The organism is Rhodococcus sp. SB1D (assembly GCF_048573875.1).
In the GTDB taxonomy this organism is placed as follows: Bacteria; Actinomycetota; Actinomycetes; order Mycobacteriales; family Mycobacteriaceae; genus Rhodococcus_F; species Rhodococcus_F qingshengii.
This window is the reverse complement of the sequence record NZ_JBMAIQ010000007.1, coordinates 55,161-76,067: the sequence shown is the minus strand read 5'-3', so window position 1 is coordinate 76,067 and position 20,907 is coordinate 55,161. Positions and strand designations below refer to the sequence as shown.

The window sequence follows — 20,907 nt, the reverse complement described above, 5'->3', positions numbered from 1 at the left end:
AGTATGGTCGAGGTCAGTTTGTGATTGCCACTTCGAAAAATGAGGAGCGACAATGGCTGACAAGGCGCCGGGTAAGAACATGAAGAAACCCGCCCAGTCGATCAAGGAACGCCGCGCGGAGAAGCGGGCGAAAACTGCGGAGTCTTCCGAGTTCATCCGTAAGCGGAAGCGGAGCTGACAGCAAAGTCCAGAGAAGACGAGCTGATTGCGAAGCTGACCAATGCCTGCCTCCACCGACACCCTCGTGCACCTGCACGAAACGTTCAACCTGTTCAAGTCACGTAATCGAGGAACTGACGCACGCTCGCGCGGGTACGCAGCGGGCATGACCCTCGCTTCACTCTGCGTCCTCGACGAACACGCTCGGCAATCCGGAATACTTCTATCGGATTTACCGCAGAAAGAGAATCAACCATCGTGAAAAGAACAATCCATACCCTGGACCGCATTCAAACGAGACTCGAATCGGAGCTTGATTCCACTCCGGGTGATTCCGAAAAGAATATCGGTTACCGGTCCGGAATTTCCGAAGCTATTACTCATGTAATGGAAATGCGGAAGTCAGTGGTCGCGCAGAAATAGGAGACGCATCGATTAGGCGCTCACCCCAATAACTGCCGCACACCACCCACCAGAAAGACGACCTGGTCCTCGTAGAAGTCGGCAAGCCGCTCCGGCGCGAGCGGCTTGCCACTTCCGCTCCAATCGTCCGCCCGGCTCAACGCCTGGAGGAAGCCCATCAAGGCAATCGCCCAGCGAGTCTCGAGCCGTTCGGGATCGGTAGCAGGAAAAGTACGACGGACCTGGTCGAGAAGATGTTCACGCAGGTGCAGCTCGGTCGCCTCGAGGGCTGGATGGCCCGGTCGTGACATCTGCGGCTGCGAGATCTGCGTGACGATTCTGATCCATCGCATTCCCCGCGTGCGATGGCGAAGGAGCAATGCCTTGTAGGGCGCAGTGACGGCCCGTACCAGCGCCTCGACCGTCGGCGGCGTCTTGTCGGCGGAGAGGGCGTCGACGTTCGCGCTGATCTGATCTCGCACCGACGTTCCCATGTCCAACAGCACCGCTGCGACCAGATCGTCCTTGGTTCCGAAATGGTAGTGGACCGATGACGGCCCGAGACCGGCCGCGGCGTTGACCGAGCGCAGCGAAACTGCATCCAATCCCTCTGTCGCGAAAAGCCGTTCAGCAGTTTTGAGCAAACGCAGACGCGTCGCGTCGCCTTGACGGTTCTGCCGGGAGTCGGTCATACGAACGAGCTTCGCACGGGCTCGACAAATGTCTCAACCGTGGCGAACGCGGAGTCAGAGTGATTCACGGTGTGCTCGCACCCTGTTGTCGCGATCCACCCAGCCGTGGGCGCGTGCGTAGACCACCATCGCGGAGAACTTCTGTCTCCACTCGGTGTTTCCGATCCGGGCAGCGACGGCTTGCTCCAAGTGGCCGATGTCGAGCCAGACGTGATCCCCCTCGAGTTCCCCCCACGGTTCCAGTACCCGACTCAGAGTCTCGGATCGATCGTCGCCGCCAACGACGACCGAGAGACTGGTGAAGTCGTCGACACTGTTCAGTTCGACGGTCGAGGAGTCGGGGGTGATTGTGACGGCCAGTTGCATACCTCTTCAATACTCCTTCGGAAAGTACTTGGTTCAGGCGATCGACTTGCAACAACGATATCCGACGTCATTGCACCAGATAACGTTGAACTACAGGTGATTACAAATCTCCCACTGTGCGGGAGGCTCAACTTATTGGATCAGTTGATCCATGTTAGACATCTCGATCAGAGCGAGTGATCCAAATCACTCCCCTGTCGACAGGAGTTGTCATCGTGTGGTCCGCATCGTCCATCCGCTTCGGAGCCTTCCTCGCCCCGTACCATCCGCTCGACGCCGATCCCGCCCTGCAACTCAGACGCGATATCGACCTCATGACACACCTGGACCACCTCGGATTCGAAGAAGCGTGGATGGGTGAGCATCATTCGACCGGCGCCGAGATCGTGCCTGCCCCGGACATGTTCATCGCGGCCGCCGCAGAGCGAACCGAGCGCATCCAGTTCGGCACAGGCGTGACGTCTCTGCCCTATCACCACCCGTTGATCACGGCCGACCGCATCACTCAGCTCGATCTGCAGACGCGCGGACGACTCATCTTCGGCACCGGCCCGGGCAAGATCCCCCTCGATGCGCACATGATGGGCATTAACCCGTCGGACCAGCGTCGTCGCCAGGGCGAAGCGCTCGAGGCCATTCTCGCGTTGCTTCGCGGCGAGGTCGTCAACATGGAAACCGACTGGTTCACGTTGCGTGACGCACGTGCGCAACTGCCCACCTACCGTGCGGACGGCATCGAGACCGTGACAGCGTCGACGATTTCCCCCAACGGTTCGGTGCTCGCCGGCAAGAACGGGCTCTCCCTGCTCTCACTCGCGGCGAGTTCACCCAGCGGCTTCGACGCACTGGATCGCAACTGGGATGTGTACGAGAAGGTCTCGGCCGAGCACGGCCACCACGCCGACCGAGCGACGTGGCGTGTGGTCACTCCGATGTTCATCGCCGAGACCCGAGCGGAGGCCGAGCGCGCCGTGAGCCGGCGGATCGGATCGATGGCTTCTTACGTGAATCGACAGACCGGCCAGAACCCGGCCTGGGCAGATACACCTGCCGGAATCATCGATCAGTGGCGAAACGACACGCTCGGCGAGTTCGGTCAGGCGATCATCGGTACCCCCGAAGATGCGATCGCACAGATCGAGCGTCTGATCGAGAAGACGGGAGGGTTCGGCACGTTCTTGATCCTTCACGTCGACATGGCGAGCTGGGAGGACACCAAACGCAGCTACGAATTGTTCGCCTCCGAGGTGGTCCCGCACTTCCGGAAGCGAAATGTCGGGCGTCAGGCGAGCATGCAGTTCGCCGAGGACAATCGCGAATACCTGATCGGCGGGCTGGTCGGAGCGATCACCAAAGCCCATACCGACTACTACGGCCGGCCGGCCGAGACGGGAGCCGTGCGCGCATGAGGGCCGTCCGTTTCCAGCAGGGAGAATTCGCGGTCACCGAGATCGCCGACCCGCCGCCGTTGGCACCCCATCAGATCCGCATCGACGTCGTCGCCTGCGGGATCTGCGGCAGCGACCTGAGCATGTCGAAGGACCCGTGCCGCTTCGTTCAGGTCGCGCACGACGGGGGCTACCCGCTCGCCACCTTCGATCCGGACGCGCCAGTGGTACTGGGGCACGAATACGCGGGTATCGTCTCCGAGACCGGTTCTGCAGTAGACGATTTCGCGATCGGCGATCGGGTGGCCGGCATCGGCTTGGCCACCGACACCGCTACCGGGATCCCGACGATCATCGGCTACTCGAACGAGTACCACGGCGCGTTCGGCGATCACATAGTCGTCGACGCGTTCTGGGTCCGCAAAGTTCCCGACCACCTGTCACTCGAGCACGCCACACTTGCCGAACCTCTCCACGTCGGCGAGATGCATCTCCAACAGTCCGGCCTCACCTCGGCCGATTCGGCGCTCGTCATCGGTTGCGGAACGATCGGACTGGGCGCCATCGTCGCCGCGAAAGCGCGCGGAGCGCAGATCGTCATCGCGTCGGAGCCCTCCCCCAAACGACGCGAGCTCGCCGCGAAGATGGGCGCGGACATCGTCGTCGATCCGGCCGAGCAGGATCCGATCGAACTGTGGAATCGAATGATCGCCGAAGGCAACCAGCTTGTCGGCCAGGCCGCGAACGGAGTTCTGATCGCCTACGAATGCAGCGGGCGGGCGGGAGTCATCGGAGAACTGATGCACACTCTGCCGTTCAACTCGCGGATTCAGGTTCTGGCTGCGCCGTTCGGCGACGAGACGATCATTCCCGTCGTCGGGCAGTTCCGGAGGATCTCGATCAACTTCGGTCACGGTCCTTACGAGAATGCCTACGACATCACCCTGCAGAGGCTCGCCGACGGCGAGATCGACGCCGAAGCGATCATCACCGGCAGGGTCGGTCTGGATGGAGTCTCGGACGCTTTCGCAGCTCTGCGCGCACCCGACGAACACGTGAAGATCCTCGTACTACCCGCGGGCCTCCCGGAATAGCGGTCGATCCTGCCCTGTTGACGTAGGGGTGCTCGCACTCGGGCACCTCTACTTCGGGCTGTGCGAGCGTCGCCTGTTGGCGTCTGCGCCCCGATACCAGGACAATGGCAGGGTTGGCGTCAGCCGACAACGCGGCGCAACGCTCTGTGGCTGCCGCGTTTGCTTCACTAGGAGGATTCCGTGACCGACGGACCGTTGATCGTCCAATCCGACAAGACGCTGCTGTTGGAGGTCGACCACGAGCGCGCCGGCGATGCCAGGCAGGCAATCGCCCCCTTCGCGGAACTCGAACGGGCCCCCGAACACGTCCACACGTATCGCATCACTCCCCTGGCCTTGTGGAATGCCCGCGCCGCCGGACACGACGCCGAGCAGGTTGTCGACGCGCTCGTGTCGTACTCACGATTCGCGGTTCCACAACCGCTGCTGGTCGACATCGTCGACACGATGGCCAGGTACGGACGCTTACAGCTGGTCAAGAGCCCGGTGCACGGCCTCATCCTGGTCAGCCTCGACCGCGCAGTCCTCACCGAGGTGATGCGACACAAGAAGATCTCGCCGATGCTCGGTGAGAAGGTCGACGACGACACCGTGATCGTCCACCCGAGCGAACGCGGCCGCCTCAAGCAGATGCTGCTCAAGGTGGGCTGGCCGGCCGAGGACCTCGCCGGCTACGTGGACGGCGAAGCGCACCCGATCGATCTCGCTTTCGAAGAGGGCCACTGGGAACTGCGCGACTACCAGCAGATGGCAGCGGATTCGTTCTGGGCCGGCGGCTCGGGCGTCGTCGTGCTGCCGTGTGGCGCCGGCAAGACGATGGTGGGCGCCGCAGCGATGGCAAAGGCCAAGGCCACCACCCTCATCCTCGTCACCAATACCGTTGCCGGTCGTCAGTGGAAGCGTGAGTTGATCGCGCGTACATCGTTGACCGAGGAAGAAATCGGCGAATACTCCGGCGAGCGCAAGGAGATTCGGCCGGTCACGATCGCGACCTACCAGGTGATCACACGTCGCACGAAGGGCGAGTACAAGCACCTCGAACTTTTCGACTCCCGCGACTGGGGACTGGTGATCTACGACGAGGTCCACTTGCTGCCCGCGCCTGTCTTCCGGATGACGGCAGATCTGCAGTCGCGCCGCCGTCTCGGCCTGACCGCAACGCTGGTTCGTGAGGACGGCCGCGAAGGCGACGTCTTTTCGCTCATCGGCCCCAAGCGCTACGACGCTCCGTGGAAGGACATCGAAGCGCAGGGCTGGATCGCGCCGGCCGACTGCGTCGAGGTGCGAGTGACGATGACGGACGCCGAGCGCATGTCCTATGCCGTCGCCGAACCGGAGGAGCGCTACAAACTGTGCTCGACGGCGCACACCAAAATTGCTGTCGTGAAGTCGATCCTGGCCAAGCACCCCGATTCTCCGACTTTGGTGATCGGTGCGTATCTCGATCAGCTCGACGAACTCGGCGAAGCCCTGAACGCCCCGGTGATCAAGGGATCCACCAAGAACAAGGAACGCGAGATCCTCTTCGATCAGTTCCGTAACGGTGAGATCCAGACGCTGGTGGTGAGTAAGGTCGCGAACTTCTCGATCGACCTTCCGGAGGCGTCTGTCGCCGTGCAGGTTTCGGGAACCTTCGGGTCGAGACAGGAAGAAGCGCAGCGACTCGGACGCCTACTGCGACCCAAGCACGACGGCGGTCAGGCTCACTTCTATTCGGTGGTCTCGCGCGACACTCTCGATGCGGAGTACGCGGCACATCGTCAGCGATTCCTCGCCGAACAGGGCTACGCCTATCGGATCACCGACGCCGATGACCTGCTCGGACCTGCCATCGGCTGAGCATTTCTGCAACACGTTGCAGAATCAAATGGACATACGTCCAGTTATCTGTAGAGTGTCCCCTGTCACAGTCGTGTCCATCGGCCGGGGGTCACCAGCACCATGCGCTCAGTTCCACGTCTACGGGGTCGGCTCGCCGGAACCATCTCGCTGCTGACTGCCGCCGTCGTCGTCGCCACGACCGGCGTCAGCGCCGCGGCACCGAGTCCTGCTCCTACTGCGCAGAACTCGGTGTACGCACTTGCGAACGGTTGCTTCGCGCTGCGCACCGAGTCTGGTGATTTCGTCCGTCGTGACGGATCGGCGTACCTCACCGACGTAACGAAAGCCGCAGACGCCGAACCGTTCCGGCTACATGCGGCCCAGTTGGGTCGTTTCATGCTGTACGGCCCGGACGGGTCGATGCTCTCGCACGACGGCGCGAACTCGGTACTCGCCACTTCCGAAGCAACTCCCTCCACCGACTGGACCGTGATGTCCACCGGTGAATCGTTCGTTCTGACCGCGACCTCGAACGGCCGTCAACTGATCTCGCGCGACTTGATGCTCACGATGTCCGATCCCGGTGACGTTCCCGAATCTGCGTTCACGCTGATCCCGCGCGACGGCTGCGCCGATTTCCCCGAAGCGGAGGTGGGCGCAAACGGCGTTCCGGGAGAAATCGGACCGAACGGTGAAGTCACCGGATTCATCGACACACACGTGCACATGAATGCTTCCGAGTTCATGGGCGGAAACCTGCACTGCGGCCGACCTTTCGATCCTCAGGGCGTCACCGCAGCGCTCGTCGACTGCCCGGACCATCAACCTGACGGGATACCGGCGCTCCTCGAAAACGTTCTGTCGTACGGCAATCCCTTCGAAACTCACGACACCACCGGCTGGCCGAGTTTCGCCGACTGGCCGGCGCACGATTCACTGACGCACGAGCAGACGTACTACAAGTGGGTCGAGCGGGCCTGGCGCGGCGGGCTGCGAATCTTCACCAATCTCTTTGTCGCCAATCGTGTCCTGTGCGAGCTGTATCCGAGCAAGCGAAATCCCTGTGACGAGATGGAGACCGTCCGGATCCAGGCGCAGCAGACACGCGAACTCCAGGACTACATCGACGCCCAGTACGGCGGTCCCGGCCGGGGTTGGTTCCGCATCGTGAGCTCGCCGGAACAGGCCAGGCAGGTGGCCGCCGACGGAAAGCTGGCCGTCACCCTCGGGGTGGAGGTGTCCGAACCCTTCGGTTGCTCTGTGCGCAACGGTATTCCGCAGTGCACCGAGGACGACATCGACCGCGGCCTGGACGAGTTGTACGACCTCGGTGTCCGGCAGATGATCGTCACGCACAAGTTCGACAACGCCCTCGGCGGTGCCCGTTTCGACGGCGGCGTCACCGGAGTGGCCGTCAACATCGGCAACTACCTGGGCACCGGGGAGTTCTGGCAGTCGGAACCATGCACCGGCGTTGCCGAGGACAATGTGCTGCCCACCAAGGTCGACGGCGCACAGAATCTTCTCGCGGTACTCCCACCCGGAGTGACGCTTCCGGTGTACCCCTCTGGTCCGCAATGCAATTCGCACGGCCTGACCGACCTCGGCGCGTACACGATCCGAGGTTTGATGGACCGAGGGATGATCGTGGACATCGATCACATGAGCGTCAAGACCGCCGAAGCGGCTCTCGATATTCTCGAAGCTGCGAATTACTCCGGCGTCGTTTCCAGTCACAGCTGGAGCGACCCGAGCCTGTACAAGCGGATCTACGCACTCGGCGGATTTGTCGCCCTGTACGCCGGACAACTCGACGCATCGGACGAAAAGCCCGAAGAGCGTGGGTTCATCGACCAGTGGCGGGACGCACGGGCGATGCGAAGCGAGAACTACTACTTCGGTTTCGGCTACGGCGCCGACACCAACGGCTTCGGGCCGCAGGCCGCACCGCGCGGCGACGCCGCAGAAAATCCGCTGCAATATCCGTACACCGCCTTCGACGGCACGGTCATGGACCAGCAGCGCGCCGGCACCCGGGTTTTCGACGTGAACACCGACGGCGTTGCCCAGTACGGGATGATTCCCGACTGGATCGCGGACATGCGTATTGCTGCGGGCGCCGACGGCGACACGATCATCGAGGACATGAGCCGTGGCGCCGAGGCTTACCTGCAGATGTGGGAGCGCGCGCGAAACTAGCTACGCTGGTGGACGGTCCCCGGGCGATCGGGGGCCGGTCCTAGATCGTCCGGCACCACCCGAAGGAATTTTTCGTGGCTGACTTCCAGTTCACCGTCGACAAGGCTCACGCCAAGTCGGTCAACGACACACTGGCCGATGTACGCCGCCTGCAGATTTCTGCGGTGATCTTCGCGATCGTCCTCGCCGCGGTCGGGGCCTGGTTGATCAGCATGGGCGAGGTGTGGTCCATCATCATCGGCGCAGTCCTCGCCATCGGTGCGGCCAGTTCCCTGTGGGTCGCCGTGTGGGCACCTCGCAAGGTGGGAAGCGTCGAATCTCTGTATGCGGACAACCCACTGGTTCCCGCGATCGTCACCGAGGTTCATCCTCGAGCGGCGACCTTGACGGCATTGATCGACATCGCGAAGCCGGCGGCCGGAGCACCGCAGTACGCGCTCGTCAGCCGCAACGTTCGACTCAATCCGAAGTGGCGAGTCGGCGACCGCATTCCGTCGGTCGCACTGCGTTCGGATCGTTCCACCCGCAGCAAGGCTGACACGTGGCAGATGGTCAGTCCCATGCCGATCGAGTGGGGGACCAAGGACTCGGCAGTGCTGGCACGCGCGATCGCTGCTGTCAGTGCGAGCGAGTGGAACTTCCTGCAGAGCCGGATTCCCGATTCCGAAGAAGTTCGCACCCACCCCGATCGCCGGGTTCTGATCAACCCGGCCGATCTTCCTGACTCGCTGCGCTAGCCCAAACGGTTACGCGAGCGCGGGCAGCACTTCCTTCTCGAACATCTCGATTCCCGACGTGTCGTACGCGGCCTCGGGGAAGTAGAAGATTCCGTACTCGAGTCCCTGCGCCGCGAGCGCCGACAGGTTCTCGATGATCTGCTCGGGCGTACCCACGGCAGGCATTCCGCGGAACGCATCGAGCGACGCATCGGCGGCAGCTTCGCCGACCAACGGCGTCAGTCGGGCCTTCAGTGTCTCCAACCGCTGAGCCACCTCGGATTCCGTCGCGCCGATGGCCACGTTGTAGTTGGCCGAACGGACGATGGCGTCGAAATCGCTACCGACGGTGTCGCAGTGCTTCTTCAGGATTTCGGACTTGTGCGCGAAGCCGGCCGGGGTGCCGTCGAAGTTCGTGTACTGCGCGTACTTGGCCGCGATCTTGAGTGTGACCTTCTCGCCGCCACCGGCAACCCAGATGGGAATTCCGCCCTCTTGCAACGGAAGTGGACGGCACAGCGCTCCGTCGACCTGGTAGTACTTGCCGTCGAGCGTCGAGCTGCCGGTCGACCACGCCTGCTGCATGATCTGGATTCCTTCGTCGAGGCGGCCCAGACGCTCACCGGCAGAGGGGAAACCGTAGCCGTACGCACGCCACTCCTGCTCGTACCAACCGCCGCCGATGCCCATCTCGACGCGTCCACCCGTGATGAGATCGGTGGTCGCGGCGACCTTGGCGAGGTACGCCGGGTTTCGGTAGCTCATGGCGGTACACATCTGGCCGAGTCGGATACGCGACGTCGATGCACCGAGTGCGGCCATCAACGTCCACGCCTCGTGAGTCGCTTCTTCCGTCGGCTGGGGAACGGTGTGGAAGTGGTCGTAGACCCACACCGACTCCCACGGCCCTGCCTCCGCGCGCAGCGTGAAGTCTCGCATCACCTCCCACTGCTTCGCGGGGTCGATGCCGACCAGGTCCAGACGCCAGCCTTGAGGTACGAACAGTCCGAATCGCATGTAGCGAGCCTACCTACAGTTTCCCGACGCGCGACCGGGGTGACACCCGCGGAGAGTAGACCGGAATGAAGCGGAACATCATCGCCGCGCCGGCGAACGACGTCGCGCCCAGGGCGGCGAATGCCCACCCGAGTGGGAGCACCGCGGCGAGTAGACCGATCGCGAGCGGCCCACCGAACATGCCGGTGTCGTGAGTCAATCGCCATGCAGCGAGGAACTCGGCGCGTTCTTCGGGCGGGGCGATATCGGCACCGAGGGTCATGATCACGCCGTTGCCCAGTCCGTTGCCGATCCCCATCACGACAGCGACCACGGTCAATCCCACTGCACCCGTCGAGAACGGCAACAGTAGGTACGACACACCGATCACCGTCAGCGAAGGCACCGCGACCAGCCTGCGGCCGTATCGGTCCATGATGTGTCCGGCCGGGTACGAGCACAGCAGGTCCACGGCCGCACCGATACCGAAGATCACACTCACCTGGGCTGCATCCAATCCGAGGTGCAATGCCCACAATGGAAGAACGGCCTCACGCGAAGCGCGGGCGGCGCCCATCAGAAGGGAGCCTGTCCCGAGCGTCGACAGAGCGGCACGATGACGGCGAAGGATCTCCGGGAGCGTGACGTGTCCGTGATCGCTGTTGCCTGCCTGCACCTTTCGTGGCGGGTCGGGAACGCGGGCCATCAGCGCCCCGGCGAGCACGACGCCCACCAACTGGACGAGGAATCCTCCGCGCGCTCCCACCAGGAGAATCACGCCGGCCCCGATGAGCGGTCCCAGGAAGAAACCCAACCGCCACATCGCGGCGAACGACGACATTGCTCGGGCCCGAAGACCGAGTGGCACGGTCTCGGCGAGGTAGCTCTGCCGCGCAAGGCCCCACACCGCATTCGCCAATCCGGTCAACAGTGCGCCGATACCGAGCATCCACGGAGTCTGCGCAAGGAGACAAATCACCACTCCTGTTGCACCCAAGGAACTCCCGCCGATGATGGACCTGCGCTCACCGAAACGCGACACGATCCTGCCGGCGGGGAGGTCACCGAGTACGGCGCCCAAACCACCGAGTGCAACGATCAGGCCGGCGACGGCAACCGATGCACCCAGGTCGCGCGCGGTGACGGCCATGATGGGGGCAGCCGCTCCCTGACCGATCCCGAAGATGGCCGCCGGTACGAAAACCGTTGTGACGAGTGGCTTGAGACCGGCAATCGCCGGCTGTTCCTTGGGCAGTGTTTCCGTCACGCGCTCACTTCTGCCGCGTCAGCGGCCCGCGAAAACCGATTCGCCGGACGATCGAGGCCGTAGTGACCCCGCAGGGTGGATTCCGTGTATTCGGTCCGGAAGATCCCACGCGCCTGCAGAATCGGCACGACCCGGTCGACGAACACCTCGAGCCCTCCAGGCAGATAGGGCGGCATGATGTTGAAGCCGTCCGCGGCGCCCTTGTCGAACCATTCGGTCAACTCGTCCGCGACCTGCTCCGGTGTCCCGGCAAATGTCCGATGCCCACGGCCACCGCCGAGTTTGCCGATCAGTTCACGGACGGTGAGGTTTTCGCTCTCTGCAAGGTCTTTGACGAGCTGGTATCGACTCTTGTTTCCTTGGATGCGATCGATGTCCGGCAACGGTGGCAGCGGGGCATCCAGCGAATGCTCGGTGAGGTCGACGCCCACCATGTTCGAGAGTTGGCGCAGTGAGTACTCAGGTGAGATGAGATCCGTGAACGACTGCTCCAGTGCCTTGGCTTCGTCTTCCGTATCCGCGATGAAGGGAACGATGCCTGGCAGCACCTTGATCTCGTCGGGACTACGCCCGTACTTGATCAGCCGCGCTTTGAGGTCGGTGTAGAAATCCTGCCCCTGCTCGAGTGTTCGTTGAGCGGTGAACACGGCTTCGGCATACCTCGCCGCGAAATCCTTACCGCTCTCGGAGGAACCGGCCTGTACAAGCAGCGGACGTCCCTGTGGAGACCTCGGCGAATTGAGCGGGCCAGCCACCGTGAATCGTTGACCGTCATGGTCGATGCGATGGACACGATCAGGATCGGCGAAGATTCCGGTCTCTTCGTCCAGGACAACTGCCCCCTCTTCCCAGCTGTCCCAGAGTCCGAGCGTCACGTCGAGAAACTCCTCGGCGCGCTCGTAACGACCGCTGTGCGTCGGTACCGCATCGAGGCCGAAGTTCGCGGCCTCGTCGGCGCCGGCCGACGTCACGATGTTCCACCCGCCTCGTCCGCCACTGATGTGATCGAGGGAAGCGAACTTCCTTGCGAGAGTGTATGGATCGCTGTAACTGGTCGACGCGGTTGCAATCAGCCCCACCTTGTCGGTGGCCGCCGCGATCGCCGACAGCAAGGTGACGGGTTCGAAGATCGCCTGGGTGTTGTACTTGACCCGCGGGCCGACTGCTAGACCGTCGGCGAAGAACACCGAGTCCAGCTTTCCACGCTCGGCGATTCTCCCCAATTCCTGGAAGTGCTTGACGTCCAGGAGGTTGGCCGCATTTGTGCGTGGGTGGCGCCACGCCGCCTCATGATGGCCGACGCCCATCAGGAAGGCGTTCAGATGAAATTGTCGTTCGGACATGAGTTCGCAGAATCTTTCCGTGAATGTGTGGTCAGGTGGTGACGCGCCAGCGCGAGAGCCGACGTTCGATCAGGACCAGAATCGCGTTGATTGTCAGACCCAACAACGAGATCGCGACGATGCCCGCGTACATGTTCGGGATCTGGAAGTTGAGTTGTGAAGCGGTGATCAGATACCCGAGACCGGCTTTGGCCCCGACCATTTCGGCGGCGATCAGCACGAGAATCGACGACGCGGCTGCCATGCGGATACCCGTGAAGATCGTGGGAACAGCGGCGGGCAGAACCACCTTCTGGAACAGCCGAATCGAGGAGAACCCCAGCGAGGCAGCGGACTTGATCAGCAGGGGGTCCACTGTTCGCACACCGGAGATCGTGTTGAGCAGAATCGGGAAGGTGCAGGCGTAGATCACCAGGGCGATCTTCGATTCCTCACCGATTCCGAGAATCAGCACGAAGACGGGAAGCAGAGCCAAGGCTGCTGTGTTGCGGAACAATTCGAGAATCGGGTTGAGGAAGTCGGAGACCGGGCGGTACCAGGCGATCGCGATTCCCAACGGAATCGCGATCGCGATGGCCACGAAGAATCCGGTCAGCGCACGCGTCAGACTGGCCGAAACATGCTCTTGCAATTGTCCGTTCTCGGCGAGAGTGAAGAATGCGGACACAACTTCGGTGAAGGGCGGGAGGAAGACCTTGTCCACCAGCCCGAGCCGAGGTGCCGCTTCCCAGATCCCGAGGAAGATCGCGATCGCAATCGACGGCTTGGCAATCCGCCAGGCGGTGGAACGAATGTAGCGCGCCGCCTTGCCGCCGGCCTGGCTCCGCTGCGCAATGTCAGGTGTTATGTCGGCCAACGGTTTCGGGGTGGCGACCACCTCCGGCGTCGCCAATGCGCTAGACATGTGCAACCTCCTTGGCAGGATCGAGTTCGCCGGCCCGAGCGCGCTCGACTTCACCGTGCAGCAGCGTCCAGATCCGGTGCCGGAACACTCGGAACTCCTCACCTGATCGCACGTCGTCGCCGGACCGGTCGATGTCGATGTCGACGATCGTCTTGACGCGCCCCGGCCGCGAAGTCAGTACTGCAACACGTTGCCCGAGGTAGATGGCCTCGTCGATTCCGTGGGTGATGAACAAGATGGTCTTGCCGGTGGCCTTCCAGATGCGCAGAAGCTCGTCCTGCAGCGACTCTCGCGTCTGTGCGTCCAGCGCAGCAAATGGTTCGTCCATCAGCAACACTTCGGGGTCGAATGCCAGGCTGCGGGCGATCGCGACTCGCTGCTTCATTCCACCGGACAACTCGTGCGGATAGCGATCCGCGAAACCTTGCAGACCGACCAGTTCGAGGTAATGCTCGGCGAGCTCGCGTCGCTCGCTCTTCTTCACGCCCTTCGCTTCGAGTCCGAACTCGATGTTGTGACGTGCAGTTCGCCATGGAAGTAGCGCGTATTGCTGGAAGACGATTCCCCGATCCAAGCCTGGGCCCGTGATCTGCTTGCCGTCCAGAAGGATTCGACCGGAAGTGGGCGAACTGAGTCCTCCGAGGAGGTCCAGCAGAGTCGACTTGCCGCAACCACTCGGCCCGACGAGGACCAGGAACTCCCCCGGCGCCACGTCGATGTTGATGTCCTCGACCGCGGTGAAAACTTCGTCGGTCCCACGAATGTCGAACTGTTTGGTGACGTGCTCGAGCCGTAGTTTCGGTTCTGTGCTCATTTTGCTGCCTCCAGTGCCTGTCCGTCAGCGCCGCTGTCGGGTGAATACGTTCCGTTGGCGTACGGGTTGAATTCGTTGGTGTAGATGTCCGACGGCTTCAACTTTCCTTCTTCGAGTTCGCCGTTACGGGTGAGCCAGTCGATCCACGTGCTGATCTCGGTATCGGTGATCGTTCCGCCGGGGCCGGCGACTCCTGGGCTCTTCCAGTAGCTGATGAGCTTGGTGTCCTCGTTGCGTCCGCGGCTGTTGATGATCGACGTCAGCTTCGCGACCACTTCTTCTCGTGGGTGTGTCTGCGTCCAGCGGATGGCCCTCGCTGTTCCCTGCACGAAATCGGCGACCGCCTCCTTGTTCTGCGCGATGTAGTCGTCACGGAACACCAACGTGCCGTAGGTGAACGAGCCGAACAACGATTCGTCCGTGAACAGCTCGCGAAGGCCACCACGTTCGAGCGCGGAGTCACGGAAGACCGAGCCGAGGGTGGCGACGTCGATCTGTCCCTGCCGCAAAGCTTGTTCCGTGTTGACCGGCGGAACCACGATCAGTTCCACCTGCTTGATCTCGTCCGGTGTAAGCCCCTCCCGCGCAAGCCATTCACGCACGACGAACTCGTGGTGCGCACCGAGGGTGTTCATCCCGACCTTCTTGCCGATCAGGTCCTTCGCCGATTTGATCGGACTGTCGTCGAGAACGTAGTACCCGTTGAAGCTCTCCTTGTCGGAGCCGTAGTACCCGATGACCGAGGTGATCGGTGAACCCGCGGAAGCCAACTTCACCACCGCCCCGTTGAACGCTCCGCCGAACTCGGTTTGACCGGTCGCTGCGTTCTGAATGCTCTGAGGGCCGCTGGTCGTATCGCCGATCCAGTTGAGCTCCACGTCGTTGAAGTAGCCGAGGTCAGCGGCCAGTTCGGGGTAGATGACCTGTCCGGTGCTGCCCTCGTACCGCAGGACGGTCTTGCCGTCGGCGGTCTTGACCACTTCGTCGGAGGAGCCCGAGCAGGCAACGGCAAAACTGGACAGAGTGACAAGAGCGACGACCGCGGCTACCGAGCGCGCGAAACGAGGGCGAATCATGAAGTTGCTTCCTGTAGAAGATGATTGGTTCAGTTCTCGGCTACACCTGTCCGGAGCGCCGTGTGCGGCGCTCGGCACAGGCAGGTGTTGGAACGTCAGTTCAACGACAACAGTTGAGCGACATGAGCGGGAAAGACCGAAACACGTGAGACTCCAATGAATGTGCAGACAGGATCGAGCCGTGGGCAGTGCCGAAACCATACGTCGGCACCCACTACCTGGGTCAACGGTTACATTCATGCCGGATTTAATGTGTGAGGTCCGTATCATGAGGGCATGCTTTCGCCGACGACTGCGCAGGACTTCGAGCAACACCGTGGCCACCTGACGTCGGTGGCCTACCGTCTCACCGGAAGTTTCAGCGACGCTCAGGATGCGGTGCAGGAGGCATGGATACGCTTGCAAGTCGCACAATCGAGACAAGGAAGCGACCTCGAGATCCGCGAGCTGCGCGGATGGCTCACCACTGTTGTCGGTCGGATCTGCCTCGATCATCTCAAATCGGCCGCGGTCAGAAGAGAAAGCTATGTCGGACAGTGGCTTCCGGAGCCGATCGTCACGCCCGTCGACGCCACCTCGGGCACACCCTCAGCGACACCCGATCCGCTGGAGTACGTCGTGACGCAGGAACAGAATCGTTTTGCTGCCCTCGTCGTCCTGGACACCCTTACTCCCGCTCAACGCGTTGCCTTCGTCCTGCATGACGGCTTCGACGTGCCCTTCGCCGAGGTTGCGCGCATCCTCGACATCGAAGTAGCCACTGCCCGTCAGTTGGCCTCGCGGGCCCGTAAAGCCGCAGCGTCGGCGCCGGTCCCGGTCAGTAGCGAGGAGCATGCTGCTGCCGTCGAGCGATTGGTGACGGCTATCGCGAGTGGAGATCTGAACGCCGTGATAGGTGCACTCGATCCCGATGCCGTCCTGATCGGTGACGCAGGCGGAACTACCCGCACGGCTGTCAACATTGTGCGCGGCAGCGATCGTGTCGCGCGGTTCTATCTGGGATTGGCCCGCAAGTACGGACCGGCAGCGGTGTTCTCGATGTCACCGGTTCTCGTCAACGGACAGCTCGGCGGTGTATTCGCCGGCTCACCAGGGGACGACCAGTACCCGCAGTTCGCCGCTCGCGTTGCCGGCTTCACTGTCCGCGACGGAGTCGTGTGCGCGGCCTACGACATTGCGAATCCAGCCAAGTTCAGCGCTGTGCCGATGCTCGATCACACCGAACCCGAACGCAAGTAGCGAGACTCCCATTCCTCGAGGTGTGATCTGGACACCTGCGTGCCGAACCACAGTCGGTGCAGTACATCCGATCCCAGATGGTGCAATTCGGTGTGCGTCCTCCACTGCTGCGACGCCCACTCGGGTTCGTTGTGGGCGGCGTCGATCCCGGCCATCGCGCTACCTCGCAGTTCGAAGTCCAGGTCCCGTCGAAGCTCCGAAAGCTCCGACCAATTCGCCTGTGGTGCATAGTGCCTCGCGCGAATTTCGGTCAGCAGCTTGAACAGGACGCTACCCGCCCGTTCGTCGACCCAGATCAGAGTGCGTCGATGCGCACCGCGCCCCACCGTCCACAGGACCACCAACGCCACGACGACGCCGATTGCCGTCTCGAGCATGCGGCTGAGGATCAGATGTCGGACGGTCCCGTGCGCACCACCGGCCGCGCCGAGGAGAATCGCGAGGGCGGTGATGAAGATGACGGCTATCCCGTAATTCCGCACCAGGAACAGCTCGATCCCCGCCATCAGGACTGCAAGTACCGCCACCAACCACAGACCGGTCGGACTCCAGGAGTAGATGGCACCCAACAGAATCAACCCGAGGACGGTTCCGCCGATGCGGTGGATTCCGCGATAGGTGCCCAGTATTCGATCCGGTCCTTGATGAAGGACCATCGCCGCGGCGATCACCGCCCAGTCCGGGCGATCGATGCCGAGCAGGACGGTGAGGGTTCCCGCCGCCATACAGGCAATGGACAGCCGAAGTGCCGTCACCGACGCTCGGCTGGACGGATTGCAGGCGCGGAGGAACCGATATCGGATCGTCGGGTCGGGCAGAGGCGGGTGGGCCCCGACCTCGTCGACGTCGAACGCGGGGTCCGCCATGAGCTCCGGATCGTGGTCGTCGGAGATCGCTCTGGCCATCGAGATCTGCGCTCGTTCGAGTTCACGGGTCAACGGGTGGTCTTTCCCGACGATTGCGCCGCGGTAAAGGCACTGCCACGCGTCGTGCAGCCGAAGTGCTGCAGCGTGGCGTTTGTCTCGCGTGAGTTCGGGTGGGGCGTACCTCGCCTGAGCGTCCGTGTACTCCGCAACGGCCGAGACGGCTGCCTGTACAGCGCTGCGTTCGACAGCTCTCGGTGCCCACAGGATTCCCGTCATCGAGACGACCACCGCGCTGATCCCACCGATTGCCGTCCACATCGCGACCTCGACCGGCGGCTGACCGGGAGTGGCGATCACGGAACTGATCTCGGTGGTGAGCAACAGAAAGAACGCGCCCGGTGGACCCAATCGAAGCGCGTCGACGGTGAAGGCGCAGGTCGACACCACGACGGCCATGATCAGCACGACAAAGACCAGCAGCACCGTCGGCGCTCCCTCAGCGATGGCTCGGTGGACGGGCTCACCCACCGATGCCCCGACGAAGGACAGGATCGTCAGCGCCGTCGCAGCGATACCGACTGCCTTCCACCTGCTCCGGTACGGACGACCCTCACCGTAGATCGATGCAAATGCACCGAGGCCGACCAGGAGCGAAGCAGACCCGAATCCGAGCAGTGTGGCGATGGCCGCCGGAATCGCCAGGGCGAGGGCGACGCGAACCGCTCCGGGGTACCTGTTTCCCACCGGCGGCAATCCGAACAGGACGCTGCGCGCCGGCCGCGGAGCCGGGAGGTTGGACTCGTGACCCGCTGATGTTTCTTCGGGGTCCACTGCCCATCCTTCGCGCCGGCCTGTTCGTGTCTGTGTCGTCCCATTCTTGCGGGCGGCCGACGTGGAATTCGAGGCGGGTCCGGAGGTCGATTCGACCACCCCTTTATTGACACTATGTCAACAGTGTGGATGATAGGTGGAGTCGGATCCGCTCGCGGGTCGCACTTCATCGATCGGGAGAATCACGATGACGCAAGGATCTACCGCAACCCGGACCGCAGAACGACGGTCCCCGTGGATGGACGACGAATTGGAGGCCGTGGCCGACCTGGCAAGGAACTTCTTCGCCAAACACGTCACACCGCATCAGAAACGCTTCGCGTCCCAAGGTTTTCCCGACAAATCCGCATATCGAGAACTCGGGGCGCTCGGGCTCGCCGGCATGTCGATCCCCACCGAGTACGGCGGCGGAGGAGGAACTTTCGCGCACGACGCCGTGCTGTTCCACGAGCAGGTCATGGCGGGTGATCATTCACTCCAACTCGGCGTGCACTCGGGAATCGTGCCGCACTACCTCAATGCCTACGCCGATCACGAGCACAAACTGCGCTGGCTACCGAAACTGGTGAGTGGCGAGTGGGTGGGCGCAATCGCCATGACCGAGCCCGGCACCGGATCCGACTTGCAGAACATCACCACCCGAGCCGTCCGCGACGGTGACGACTATCTGATCAGCGGCGCAAAGACCTTCATCTCCAACGGTCGCAATTGTGATCTGGTGATCATTGCCGCCAAGACCGATCCCAGCCTCGGAGCGCGTGGAGTGTCGCTCATCGTGGCCGAGGTCGATGACAACACACCGGGTTTCGAGCGCGGGCGAATACTCGAGAAGGTCGGACAGAAGGGCCAGGACACCACCGAGCTGTTCTTCGACCGCTTGCGGGTGCCTGCAACAAACCTGCTCGGGGACCGCGAAGGCACAGGGTTTGCCCAGCTGATGCAGCAGCTACTGCCCGAACGATTGATCTGCGGAGTTGCAGCCACTGCGGCAATGGAGCGTGCAGTCGCCCTCACCGTCGAGTACACCAAATCCCGAAACATGTTCGGGCAAACGCTCTTCGATCTGCAGAACACGCGCTTCGAACTTGCCGAGTGCGCGTCCATCGCTCGTATCTCACGAACGTTCATCGACGACTGCATCGTCAAATACCTTGCCGGGCAGCTCGATGCGACTACCGCCGCGATGGCCAAGTACTGGCTCACCGATCAGCAGTGCGCCGTGATCGACCGCTGCGTGCAACTACACGGCGGGTACGGCTACATACTCGAATATCCCATCGCTCAGATGTATGCCGACGCTCGTATTCAGCGAATCTACGCCGGATCGAACGAAGTCATGAAGGACCTCGTGGCGAGATCACTCTGAGCAATCAGGAATCCGCCTCGCACGCCGGCAGAACGTCACGCACGATGGCGAGCAAACTGCGTACCAGCAGAAGGTGCACCTGTTCGCGGTCGAGCGCTCCCGTCACCAACCACTGCTTACTGGCAGCCTTCGCCAAGCCTCCGTACGCCACGATCATCGAATGAACAGCAGCCTCGCTGCCTTCACTCGGTCGAATCTCGAGCGCATCCATCATGCGTCGCGCAGCAACGTCGTCAGCATCCTGCAGGATCCGATCCATCTCGGGATCACGGCGGAGGTCGTCGGACATGACTGTCGAGATCCACATGTCGCGATGACGCCAGGCGACGTCGAGCCACCGATCGATCACGGCGCCGATCCGCTTCTCCTGGCTCGCCGATCGCGGAATGCGGTCCACCGCCACTTCGGGAATGAAGACGAACCGCCGCACGACGTCGAGATACAACTCCCGCTTGGAGCCGAAGTAATGATTGAGCAGCGGACGTCCGACCCCAGCCGCCTTGGCCAACTCGGTCATCGAGACGTCGGCAAAAGACTTCTCCTCGAAAACCTTTGCCGCGCTGACAATGATCTGCTCACGCCGGTCTTCGGGACCGAGACGCCTTCCGCCTGTGGCCGACGCGGACGTCATTCTTTTCTCGCGGGCGTGCTGTTGACCGTCGCCTGCGCCTCGACCATGAGCGAAATGTGCTCCACCAAACGCTTTCGAGAGATCTTGGAGGACGGGGTGTGCGCCTGATAGATGAACGCGAGGGCACCGAACAGCCCCACCGAATTGAGTTCGGAGTTCGCGGAGTCGGTTGCCTCGCCGCCGTACATCAGCTCGAGCGACGCGGAAATCGGATTCGTGAACTCCGCCATCAATTCTCGCCCTCGATCCCACAGCGCAGGTTCCGCCTGGGATTCGACGAACATGATGCGTCCACGTCGAGGATCTTTGAATACGTAGTTGGTGAAGGCCTTCACCACGTGGCGGATCAGGGCCGACGGTTCGGAAGGCGCCGCCTCGAGAGCGTCCAGAATAGTGTCACGCGCACCGAGAACGACCTCGTCGAGCACGGCGACCAGCAGTTCGTCACGGTTGGCGAAGCTCTCGTAGAAGTACCGTTCGGTCAGCGCGGCCTCGCGGCAGGTCGCACGCATGGTCGCGGCGGCCGCTCCCTCGGTACCCATGATCTGCAACCCGGCTTCGATCAGCTGTGTCCGGCGCGCGGCGCGGCGATCTTCCGGTTCCTGCCCACGCCACCTGCGCGGGCCGGTGCGCCGAGCCTCGGTATCCGTCATGTCCCCATGTTCTCACTGACCGGCAGCGCTCTCGACCTCAGGTTATCGCGGCGACCTCCGCAAGCGAACTGACATCGCCCGATG

General features: G+C 62.6%; 19 protein-coding genes. 8 read left to right on the top strand and 11 right to left on the bottom strand.

Going from position 1 to position 20,907, the window contains the following annotated elements; genetic code table 11:
• The first annotated feature begins 52 nt into the window (after positions 1 to 52).
• On the top strand, positions 53 to 178 hold the full coding sequence (locus ACN50D_RS16975) for a hypothetical protein (RefSeq protein ID WP_007733507.1): 126 nt from the start codon (positions 53 to 55) through the stop codon (positions 176 to 178).
• Between the two features lie 424 nt (positions 179 to 602).
• On the opposite strand, the gene ACN50D_RS16970 is transcribed toward ACN50D_RS16975, so the two are convergent.
• The gene (locus ACN50D_RS16970) at positions 603 to 1,253 is read right to left on the bottom strand and encodes a TetR/AcrR family transcriptional regulator (protein ID WP_003940633.1); all 651 of its coding nucleotides are present in this window, start codon (positions 1,251 to 1,253) and stop codon (positions 603 to 605) included.
• A gap of 54 nt (positions 1,254 to 1,307) precedes the next feature.
• Positions 1,308 to 1,619, bottom strand: coding sequence for a hypothetical protein (locus ACN50D_RS16965; protein WP_042451234.1), 312 nt, complete (start codon positions 1,617 to 1,619; stop codon positions 1,308 to 1,310).
• Positions 1,620 to 1,834: 215 nt separating this feature from the next.
• Here ACN50D_RS16965 and ACN50D_RS16960 point away from each other — a divergent pair, with 215 nt between their 5' ends.
• The 5 genes from ACN50D_RS16960 (at position 1,835) to ACN50D_RS16940 (ending at position 8,858) form a co-directional block, all read left to right on the top strand.
• Positions 1,835 to 3,028 (top strand): LLM class flavin-dependent oxidoreductase, encoded by a 1,194-nt coding sequence (locus tag ACN50D_RS16960; protein WP_063316055.1) that lies wholly within the window; start codon positions 1,835 to 1,837, stop codon positions 3,026 to 3,028.
• Positions 3,025 to 4,101: an alcohol dehydrogenase catalytic domain-containing protein gene (locus tag ACN50D_RS16955; protein WP_007733511.1), complete on the top strand. Its 1,077-nt coding sequence runs from the start codon at positions 3,025 to 3,027 to the stop codon at positions 4,099 to 4,101. The genes ACN50D_RS16960 and ACN50D_RS16955 overlap by 4 nt, the downstream gene beginning before the upstream one ends.
• Positions 4,102 to 4,281: 180 nt before the next feature.
• Positions 4,282 to 5,940 (top strand): DNA repair helicase XPB, encoded by a 1,659-nt coding sequence (locus tag ACN50D_RS16950; RefSeq protein ID WP_003940219.1) that lies wholly within the window; start codon positions 4,282 to 4,284, stop codon positions 5,938 to 5,940.
• A gap of 102 nt (positions 5,941 to 6,042) precedes the next feature.
• Positions 6,043 to 8,121, top strand: coding sequence for a dipeptidase (locus tag ACN50D_RS16945; protein WP_249342794.1), 2,079 nt, complete (start codon positions 6,043 to 6,045; stop codon positions 8,119 to 8,121).
• A 74-nt stretch (positions 8,122 to 8,195) separates the two neighbouring features.
• Positions 8,196 to 8,858, top strand: coding sequence for a DUF3239 domain-containing protein (locus ACN50D_RS16940; RefSeq protein ID WP_007733514.1), 663 nt, complete (start codon positions 8,196 to 8,198; stop codon positions 8,856 to 8,858).
• A gap of 9 nt (positions 8,859 to 8,867) precedes the next feature.
• Here ACN50D_RS16940 and ACN50D_RS16935 read toward each other — a convergent pair whose 3' ends face one another.
• Genes ACN50D_RS16935 through ACN50D_RS16910 form a run of 6 tightly spaced genes read right to left on the bottom strand, consistent with a single transcriptional unit; the run spans position 8,868 to position 15,237 of the window.
• Positions 8,868 to 9,854, bottom strand: a complete 987-nt coding sequence (locus ACN50D_RS16935) for an LLM class F420-dependent oxidoreductase (RefSeq protein ID WP_063315901.1) — start codon at positions 9,852 to 9,854, stop codon at positions 8,868 to 8,870.
• Between the two features lie 13 nt (positions 9,855 to 9,867).
• Positions 9,868 to 11,100 (bottom strand): MFS transporter, encoded by a 1,233-nt coding sequence (locus ACN50D_RS16930; protein WP_042451237.1) that lies wholly within the window; start codon positions 11,098 to 11,100, stop codon positions 9,868 to 9,870.
• Complete coding sequence (locus tag ACN50D_RS16925) at positions 11,097 to 12,443, bottom strand: LLM class flavin-dependent oxidoreductase (protein ID WP_083056881.1); 1,347 nt, start codon at positions 12,441 to 12,443, stop codon at positions 11,097 to 11,099. Before ACN50D_RS16925 ends, ACN50D_RS16930 begins: the two co-directional genes overlap by 4 nt.
• A gap of 31 nt (positions 12,444 to 12,474) precedes the next feature.
• Positions 12,475 to 13,347, bottom strand: a complete 873-nt coding sequence (locus tag ACN50D_RS16920; RefSeq protein ID WP_083056879.1) for an ABC transporter permease — start codon at positions 13,345 to 13,347, stop codon at positions 12,475 to 12,477.
• On the bottom strand, positions 13,340 to 14,161 hold the full coding sequence (locus ACN50D_RS16915) for an ABC transporter ATP-binding protein (protein WP_003940477.1): 822 nt from the start codon (positions 14,159 to 14,161) through the stop codon (positions 13,340 to 13,342). The genes ACN50D_RS16920 and ACN50D_RS16915 overlap by 8 nt, the downstream gene beginning before the upstream one ends.
• Entirely contained in the window at positions 14,158 to 15,237 is a 1,080-nt protein-coding gene (locus ACN50D_RS16910) for an ABC transporter substrate-binding protein (protein WP_007733528.1), read from the bottom strand. The genes ACN50D_RS16915 and ACN50D_RS16910 overlap by 4 nt, the downstream gene beginning before the upstream one ends.
• A 276-nt stretch (positions 15,238 to 15,513) precedes the next feature.
• Between ACN50D_RS16910 and ACN50D_RS16905 the strand changes: the two genes are divergently transcribed.
• The gene (locus ACN50D_RS16905; protein ID WP_030535346.1) at positions 15,514 to 16,476 is read left to right on the top strand and encodes a sigma-70 family RNA polymerase sigma factor; all 963 of its coding nucleotides are present in this window, start codon (positions 15,514 to 15,516) and stop codon (positions 16,474 to 16,476) included.
• Here ACN50D_RS16905 and ACN50D_RS16900 read toward each other — a convergent pair.
• Positions 16,452 to 18,173 (bottom strand): FUSC family protein, encoded by a 1,722-nt coding sequence (locus tag ACN50D_RS16900; RefSeq protein WP_064074069.1) that lies wholly within the window; start codon positions 18,171 to 18,173, stop codon positions 16,452 to 16,454. The two genes, ACN50D_RS16905 and ACN50D_RS16900, sit on opposite strands and share 25 nt — an antisense overlap.
• A 187-nt stretch (positions 18,174 to 18,360) precedes the next feature.
• On the opposite strand from ACN50D_RS16900, the gene ACN50D_RS16895 reads away from it, so the two are divergent.
• Positions 18,361 to 19,539, top strand: a complete 1,179-nt coding sequence (locus ACN50D_RS16895) for an acyl-CoA dehydrogenase family protein (protein WP_054781686.1) — start codon at positions 18,361 to 18,363, stop codon at positions 19,537 to 19,539.
• Between the two features lie 4 nt (positions 19,540 to 19,543).
• On the opposite strand, the gene ACN50D_RS16890 is transcribed toward ACN50D_RS16895, so the two are convergent.
• Together ACN50D_RS16890 and ACN50D_RS16885 are read right to left on the bottom strand one after the other, a co-directional pair.
• A complete protein-coding gene (locus ACN50D_RS16890) occupies positions 19,544 to 20,170 on the bottom strand; it encodes a TetR/AcrR family transcriptional regulator (RefSeq protein WP_030535343.1) in 627 nt (208 codons plus the stop codon).
• Positions 20,167 to 20,823, bottom strand: coding sequence for a TetR/AcrR family transcriptional regulator (locus tag ACN50D_RS16885; RefSeq protein ID WP_007733534.1), 657 nt, complete (start codon positions 20,821 to 20,823; stop codon positions 20,167 to 20,169). Before ACN50D_RS16885 ends, ACN50D_RS16890 begins: the two co-directional genes overlap by 4 nt.
• Positions 20,824 to 20,907 lie beyond the last annotated feature (84 nt).

What these genes read in the sequence shown, in the direction of transcription:
- ACN50D_RS16975 (WP_007733507.1), top strand. Translation starts at nt 53, where the DNA reads ATGGCTGACAAGGCGCCGGGTAAGAACATGAAGAAACCCGCCCAGTCG.
- ACN50D_RS16970 (WP_003940633.1), bottom strand. Translation starts at nt 1,253, where the DNA reads ATGACCGACTCCCGGCAGAACCGTCAAGGCGACGCGACGCGTCTGCGT.
- ACN50D_RS16965 (WP_042451234.1), bottom strand. Translation starts at nt 1,619, where the DNA reads ATGCAACTGGCCGTCACAATCACCCCCGACTCCTCGACCGTCGAACTG.
- ACN50D_RS16955 (WP_007733511.1), top strand. Translation starts at nt 3,025, where the DNA reads ATGAGGGCCGTCCGTTTCCAGCAGGGAGAATTCGCGGTCACCGAGATC.
- ACN50D_RS16945 (WP_249342794.1), top strand. Translation starts at nt 6,043, where the DNA reads ATGCGCTCAGTTCCACGTCTACGGGGTCGGCTCGCCGGAACCATCTCG.
- ACN50D_RS16935 (WP_063315901.1), bottom strand. Translation starts at nt 9,854, where the DNA reads ATGCGATTCGGACTGTTCGTACCTCAAGGCTGGCGTCTGGACCTGGTC.
- ACN50D_RS16925 (WP_083056881.1), bottom strand. Translation starts at nt 12,443, where the DNA reads ATGTCCGAACGACAATTTCATCTGAACGCCTTCCTGATGGGCGTCGGC.
- ACN50D_RS16920 (WP_083056879.1), bottom strand. Translation starts at nt 13,347, where the DNA reads ATGTCTAGCGCATTGGCGACGCCGGAGGTGGTCGCCACCCCGAAACCG.
- ACN50D_RS16915 (WP_003940477.1), bottom strand. Translation starts at nt 14,161, where the DNA reads ATGAGCACAGAACCGAAACTACGGCTCGAGCACGTCACCAAACAGTTC.
- ACN50D_RS16910 (WP_007733528.1), bottom strand. Translation starts at nt 15,237, where the DNA reads ATGATTCGCCCTCGTTTCGCGCGCTCGGTAGCCGCGGTCGTCGCTCTT.
- ACN50D_RS16905 (WP_030535346.1), top strand. Translation starts at nt 15,514, where the DNA reads ATGCTTTCGCCGACGACTGCGCAGGACTTCGAGCAACACCGTGGCCAC.
- ACN50D_RS16895 (WP_054781686.1), top strand. Translation starts at nt 18,361, where the DNA reads ATGACGCAAGGATCTACCGCAACCCGGACCGCAGAACGACGGTCCCCG.
- ACN50D_RS16890 (WP_030535343.1), bottom strand. Translation starts at nt 20,170, where the DNA reads ATGACGTCCGCGTCGGCCACAGGCGGAAGGCGTCTCGGTCCCGAAGAC.
- ACN50D_RS16885 (WP_007733534.1), bottom strand. Translation starts at nt 20,823, where the DNA reads ATGACGGATACCGAGGCTCGGCGCACCGGCCCGCGCAGGTGGCGTGGG.